This window comes from Paenisporosarcina sp. OV554 (genome assembly GCF_003058165.1).
Lineage (GTDB): Bacteria > Bacillota > Bacilli > Bacillales_A > Planococcaceae > Paenisporosarcina.
Window position 1 is genome coordinate 1 of record NZ_QBUC01000052.1, and the last position, 6,003, is coordinate 6,003.

Sequence of the window (6,003 nt, forward strand, 5' to 3'; positions counted from 1 at the left end):
GTAACAAAAGTGTCTTTACATCCATTTTCTATTCCCTCCAATTTAATCCCTTTAATAGATAATCCCTTTGGTCAAAATTCATTTGCGGCGTGTTGACACTATGAATTAACCTGCACCGTTAGTTCAATAAGTTCAACAAAAAAAGCGTTATTCCTTCTTTCCATAACTTTAACACCTAATCAAAAAACGCCCAAAACCTTTATACATCAAGGGTTTTGGGCGTTTAAAGAATGGTGGGTTATTTGCGAAGTGTTCCACTACAAGAAAAAGAACCGGTCATATAAAAATAGTAATCTGTTCAGGTGCTAGTACAATATTAAAATTAAACATACAAGCTGAGCCCAAATTCGCATTTGAATTGGGCTCAGCTTGTTTTTGTTAGGGAGAAAGTTTAATCAATCGATAGGTCAGAGTAATTAATGTCTTCTTCAACTAAAGCATCCGTTAGTTGAATATTACTTCTATTTAATCAATCATAATGCCTTTAACCGCAACGAATAAAATGAATAACGAAGTGCATATATAGAAGATACCCCACAATAAACTCTGAGTTCTTTTATATTCTCGTAATCCTATTATAAGTAACATTACACTCATAAATATCGACATCAATGGTTGTAAGTTGTAGTTTTCCGTTACCATACCGTGAATACTAATTAACATAACAAGGATTGCAAAAATTATTTGAAATAACATTAAAGTATCAAACTTTTTTTCTTCCATTTTTTTATACCTCCCACTGATAATCTGTCACCTTCAAAAGATACCTTTATTAAACTAAACTGCCCCGTTAGTTCAATAAGAAAAAGTACTGTCTAAGCAGCCCAATGATCTTCAACTAAGCACCCGTTAGTTCTACAATTGGAGGGGAAAATTAGTTTAATAAATTAATTACAGGGGTTCACCGGGATTTTCCTAAGTATAAATAATATTGTAAGTGGGTTTAATAACTCCGCTAGAATACTGTTTCATTTCCACTAACTCTAATTTAAGACATGGCTTTACGCTGCCGAATAGAGATATACCTTCACCAATAATAACTGGATTAACCTTCAGCACTAATTGATCAATGAGTTTATGTTTTAGCAACGACCCAGCCAATTCTCCTCCCCCGCATAGCCACAGTTTACCGTTCCCTTGCTGTTTTAGATTTTCAATAAAAGCTATAGCATTTCCTTTGATAAGATCTACATCCTCGTTCGATTCAAACTGAATGGAGTTTGAGAATATATAATGTTTTAAGCCCCTATAGCCAGGTTCACCCGGTTTAGCACCGAATTGAAATCCAAACTCATATGTTTTTCTGCCCATCAAGACCGCATCATATTGCTGAATATCGGATAAAAAGTCTGGTACATGATCTCCTTCAAATAAGAAGAGAGAATTGTTAATATTCCCATCTAGCATACATTGGTCTGCAATAAAATTGTCTAGTGAAACTGCAACATGATAAATCAATTCAGCCATTCAGTCATTCCTCCATGAAAATGAATTGCTTAATTAATTCTTTAAAACAAGTTAAAACTCCTTTAATCCCTAATTTCGTAATTGTGAATAATAGTAAAAATCTCTTAAAGCAAGTATAGATTCCCCCCCTAAAGCCTAGTCTATAAGCAAAGTTAGAAATGGGGGAATGTAATGTTTAAAAAAAAGTTCAAACTACCTTTCTCTAAGAAACAGTCACCTGGTGGAAGCGATAAAGAACAAGAAGATAGCAAAGAAAAAAAAGATAACAAGTCAACTAAACAATCATCAATTGAAGGTGAAATAGAAAGACACGATGGCAAAGTAAAAAAAGAAACCAAGAATTCTTCAAATAAAGAATCATCAATTGAAAGTGAAAAAGAACAGAAAGTTAGCAAAGGAAATATGATTTCATCTTCAAGGAATGTTTTCATTCAGGCGATTAAAGATGCTACTCAAAACCCTGCTGATTTAATTGTTAAATTCATTCATCCCAATCTCACTCTTATTTATATAGATAATTTGGTGGATGGCATCACATTAACAGATCATATCATTCCTAACTTGTTCAAAAAAACGAATGAATCACCAGAAAACATTAAATCTCTCCTGTCTGTACCTCAAGTGAAGTTGACTGATCATCTCACTGAAACAGTGAGTGCCCTGGTGGAAGGAACCGTACTTATTCATGTAGAAGGCTACACACAAGTTGTTTTGGCAAATATATCCACGAGAGAATCCCGGGCTTTGCACGCCCCGGAAAATGAATCTCAAGTAATCGGTTCACAAGTTGGATTCAATGAAAGTCTTTCAACGAATATATCACTGATTCGAAGGTACATAATGAATCCGGACCTTTGCAATGAAAAATTCAAAATTGGAAAACAAACGAATACAACGGTTTCAGTGCTATATATTAAAGGCATCGCCTCTGAAACTATGGTTAATACACTGCGTCAAAGGATTACAGATGTTCATGTAGATTCCTTATTAGATAGTTCAGTACTTGTACAAATGATTGATGACAACTCTTTATCACCTTTTCCACAAATGCTTCTAACAGAAAGACCTGACAGGTTTTGCGATGGATTATTGAATGGGAAATTGGGAATCATTGTAGACGGTAGTTCGATGGGTATACTTTGTCCTCAATCGTTTATTGAGTTCTTCCAAAGTAGAGAAGATCAAAATCTTCGATGGCCAATTGCTTCATTTTTTCGGTTATTAAGACTTAGTGCAATTTTCTTATCTATTTACTTAACTCCTATATATGTAGCGGCTTTGACATTTCATTATGAAGTTATTCCACAAACGCTCTTAATTCCACTAAGTGAATCAAGAGCTTTAGTTCCTTTCCCACCCATAATTGAAGCTTTATTTTTAGAAATTATTATCGAGTTACTTAGAGAGGCTGGAGCAAGATTACCGACAAAAGTTGGTCAAACAATAGGTATTGTAGGCGGTATCGTTATTGGAACTGCAGCCGTCCAAGCAGGTATTACGAGTAATATTTTAATTATTATTGTCGCTTTAAGTGCATTGGCTTCTTTCACAACGCCAAATTATATGATGGGAAACGTCATTCGAGTCATTCGCTTTCCATTAATCATATTAGCTGGTTTTTGGGGCTTTTATGGCATTATGCTGGGGTTTTGTTTTTTACTTATTCACCTTTTACGTCAGTCAAGTTTGGGTTCTCCCTACACAGCACCCTTCTATCCTCCTAGACTGATTGATTGGCGCGATAGTATCATCAGATTGCCATTACCATTTACATTTAATAGACCCAAAAGTAAACGACCAAAAGATCGAAAGAAATATGATCCTGAACCTATAAACCCTGAAAAAAAAGTTGAACTGAGGGTGAAATGAATGAAAAATACTATTCAACTTAGTCCCAAAGATACGATTAATGCTTTTCTACTTTTTTTTGTCATTAATACCACTCAAGTTGGTGTTGGAATACATGGATTCCAACGAATTATCCACCAAGACGCAAAACATGATGCATGGATTTCCGTACTCATTGCAGGTATTGCTTCACATATCATCGCTTTTCTCATGATTAAAACTTTAGAGATGTATGGTTCAAATGATTTATATGGGATTCAACAAGACATGTTTGGTCAATGGATCGGGAATTTTTTAAATATTATTTATGTTTTATACTGTTCTTTTGCATTTTTCGTCATTTTGAGAAACTATATAGAAGTGATTCAAGCATGGGTTTTCCCTGATTTAGATACATGGTTTATTTCAGCTACGTTGCTGTTAATCGTTATTTATGCTTTTGCTGGTGGACTTCGGGTGATTGTGGGTGTTTCTTTTTTTAGTTTTGTAATTTCCATATGGCTTATCCTTCTCATATGGTTTCCCATTAAGTTTTCGGATGCATCACATCTTCTTCCAATACTTGAGACAAATATGAGTGCTATATTAAAAGGCGCACAATCTATGACGTTTACAATTGTTGGATTTGAAGTTTTAAACGTGATTTATCCTTTTGTAAAGGATAAGAATAATGTAAAAAAACATGTTCATTTTGGTTTGTTAGTGACGACATTGCTTTACCTCTCCATCATGTTGGTTTCGTTAACATACTTTAGCGGAGAAGAATTAAATAAAACCATATGGGCAACTTTATCTTTATTTAGTATTGTTAGATTTCCGTTTATTGAACGATTTGAATATATAGCGATTTGCTTTTGGATGTTGGTTATTTTGCCAAACCTTTGTCTGTACTTATGGGCTGCTTATCGAGGTACCATACGCTTGGTAAAAGTGAGCACAAATAAATTCGGTTGGATTTTCTCGGTTCTCATCTTAATTGCCACTATATCTATTCAAACTCGGGCTCAAATAAATATGGTTAACACTAAGTTCGGCCAGGTGGCATTCTATATTGTTTTCACCTACCCTATCTTCTTGTACGTAGTCGCAGTGGTGAAAAAGAAATTCACATCACATGAGGAGAAAATAAAATGAAAAAGCTATATATAATAATACTAGTTCTCTTCATTAGCTTAGTCGGATGCACACAACCGGAAATCCTTGAAGAGTTAGGTTTAGTCACTTTGGTTGGATATGACTTGGGTAGTGAAGATGGCGTGTCAGCTACTGCGGTTATTCTCCAAGTGAATCCGGAACTTCAAAGTAATGTTGAAGTTGTTTCCGCTGAAGATCAAACAAGTATAGGAACAAGTGCAAAAATCAATCGCAAGAACTCTCTAAAAATAAAGTATGGACAGATGAGGGTAGGCTTGTTCAGTGAAGAGTTATCTAAAGAAGGGATTGGTCATTATATTGAGACACTCTCGAGAAATCCTGCCATAAGTAGTAGTATTATTATGGCAGTAGTTGATGGTCAAACGAAATCGCTTCTAGGCTATCAATATCAAACTATAGAGAACATTGGTGAACATATATTCAAGCTGCTAGAACAAAACGTTAAACAGGAGCACATGATTTCATCTACTCTTCATGAAGTATCACATGACTATTTTTCTCCCGGCAAAGATATTTCGATGCCTGTCATAAAAAGAAACGATGAGTTTGTAGAAATTTCTGGTTTTGCCTTATTTAAAAGAGACAAAATGGTAGGTCAACTTTCTGCTGACGATAGTTTTTATGTGAAATTAATTAGAGATAATTATGACTCTGGAATGTTTGAAACGAATATTAAAGGAGATTATTTACCATCTTCTTTAATGAATAACCCTCCTGACAAGATTCCAGTGGTACTCGATACGATTCAATCGAAAAGAGATTTGAAGTTAGCCAATCCAAAAACGCCCGAATTTGATTTACACCTTACGATGAAAGCGAGATTATTAGAAATAATGCCCAACATTGATGTAGGTAAACAAAAAAATGTTGTGGAACTTGAAAAAGCGATCAGTAAAAGTCTAACTAGTGAAGTATCTAGAATAATTGCCTACTGTCAGGAAGTTGATTCAGATATTTTCGGATTAGGTGAAAGTTACAGGAGCAGTGTAAGACAATCTAAGCTTACAGATGAAAAGTGGCATGAGCTATATAGGGAAGCGAAAGTAAACGTTCAAATTGACTTTACATTAGTTAGAGATGGGGTATTTGAATAATCGATTTTCAAGAAGGCCTTTATACTTCTTTCAATTAGAATTCACCTTTTCTTGTATGTTTGCCTGTCATAACATACAGAATGTTACTGAAAAACTTCTCGTAATTTATATTAAATGCGATACGACGTTTCTTTCCCAATCAAATTGAATATATGGTCGAATATCAGCAATACTTAGACCCCTATCCGGACCTTCAAAGTCATTTACGAAAGAATGTTTAATTCTTGATTAATTGTTCAATTAATTAAACCACTCCAAAAACCATTCCTGCGGCAAACTAACTTGATTAAGATCTAATGATTGTAATATTTAATAGAGTAAGTTTTTATTACATATAAGTCCCATGTAACCGTCAAGTAGAATTTTACACTTTCCGCTAATTTCCCCTTTACACTTTTGCCGAAAACAAATGCTGTCTATTTTTCATCCGATAGCTATC

General features: G+C 34.5%; 5 protein-coding genes. 3 read left to right on the plus strand and 2 right to left on the minus strand.

Annotated features, from left to right (window positions below; all coding sequences use genetic code 11):
• Window positions 1-465: 465 nt before the first annotated feature.
• The gene (locus tag C8K15_RS19630; RefSeq protein WP_108588075.1) at window positions 466-723 is read right to left on the minus strand and encodes a DUF3953 domain-containing protein; all 258 of its coding nucleotides are present in this window, start codon (window positions 721-723) and stop codon (window positions 466-468) included.
• A 192-nt stretch (window positions 724-915) separates the two neighbouring features.
• Complete coding sequence (locus tag C8K15_RS19635) at window positions 916-1,467, minus strand: dihydrofolate reductase family protein (protein ID WP_108588076.1); 552 nt, start codon at window positions 1,465-1,467, stop codon at window positions 916-918.
• A gap of 171 nt (window positions 1,468-1,638) precedes the next feature.
• Here C8K15_RS19635 and C8K15_RS19640 point away from each other — a divergent pair, with 171 nt between their 5' ends.
• The 3 genes from C8K15_RS19640 to C8K15_RS19650 are packed head-to-tail and all read left to right on the plus strand — an operon-like array spanning window position 1,639 to window position 5,564.
• On the plus strand, window positions 1,639-3,336 hold the full coding sequence (locus tag C8K15_RS19640; RefSeq protein ID WP_369973798.1) for a spore germination protein: 1,698 nt from the start codon (window positions 1,639-1,641) through the stop codon (window positions 3,334-3,336).
• Entirely contained in the window at window positions 3,337-4,449 is a 1,113-nt protein-coding gene (locus C8K15_RS19645; RefSeq protein ID WP_108588077.1) for a GerAB/ArcD/ProY family transporter, read from the plus strand.
• Window positions 4,446-5,564 carry a Ger(x)C family spore germination protein gene (locus tag C8K15_RS19650; RefSeq protein ID WP_108588078.1) on the plus strand — a complete coding sequence of 373 codons (1,119 nt, stop codon included), beginning with the start codon at window positions 4,446-4,448 and terminating at the stop codon, window positions 5,562-5,564. The genes C8K15_RS19645 and C8K15_RS19650 overlap by 4 nt, the downstream gene beginning before the upstream one ends.
• Window positions 5,565-6,003: the final 439 nt, after the last annotated feature.

What these genes read in the sequence shown, in the direction of transcription:
- C8K15_RS19630 (WP_108588075.1), bottom strand. Translation starts at nt 723, where the DNA reads ATGGAAGAAAAAAAGTTTGATACTTTAATGTTATTTCAAATAATTTTT.
- C8K15_RS19635 (WP_108588076.1), bottom strand. Translation starts at nt 1,467, where the DNA reads ATGGCTGAATTGATTTATCATGTTGCAGTTTCACTAGACAATTTTATT.
- C8K15_RS19640 (WP_369973798.1), top strand. Translation starts at nt 1,639, where the DNA reads ATGTTTAAAAAAAAGTTCAAACTACCTTTCTCTAAGAAACAGTCACCT.
- C8K15_RS19645 (WP_108588077.1), top strand. Translation starts at nt 3,337, where the DNA reads ATGAAAAATACTATTCAACTTAGTCCCAAAGATACGATTAATGCTTTT.
- C8K15_RS19650 (WP_108588078.1), top strand. Translation starts at nt 4,446, where the DNA reads ATGAAAAAGCTATATATAATAATACTAGTTCTCTTCATTAGCTTAGTC.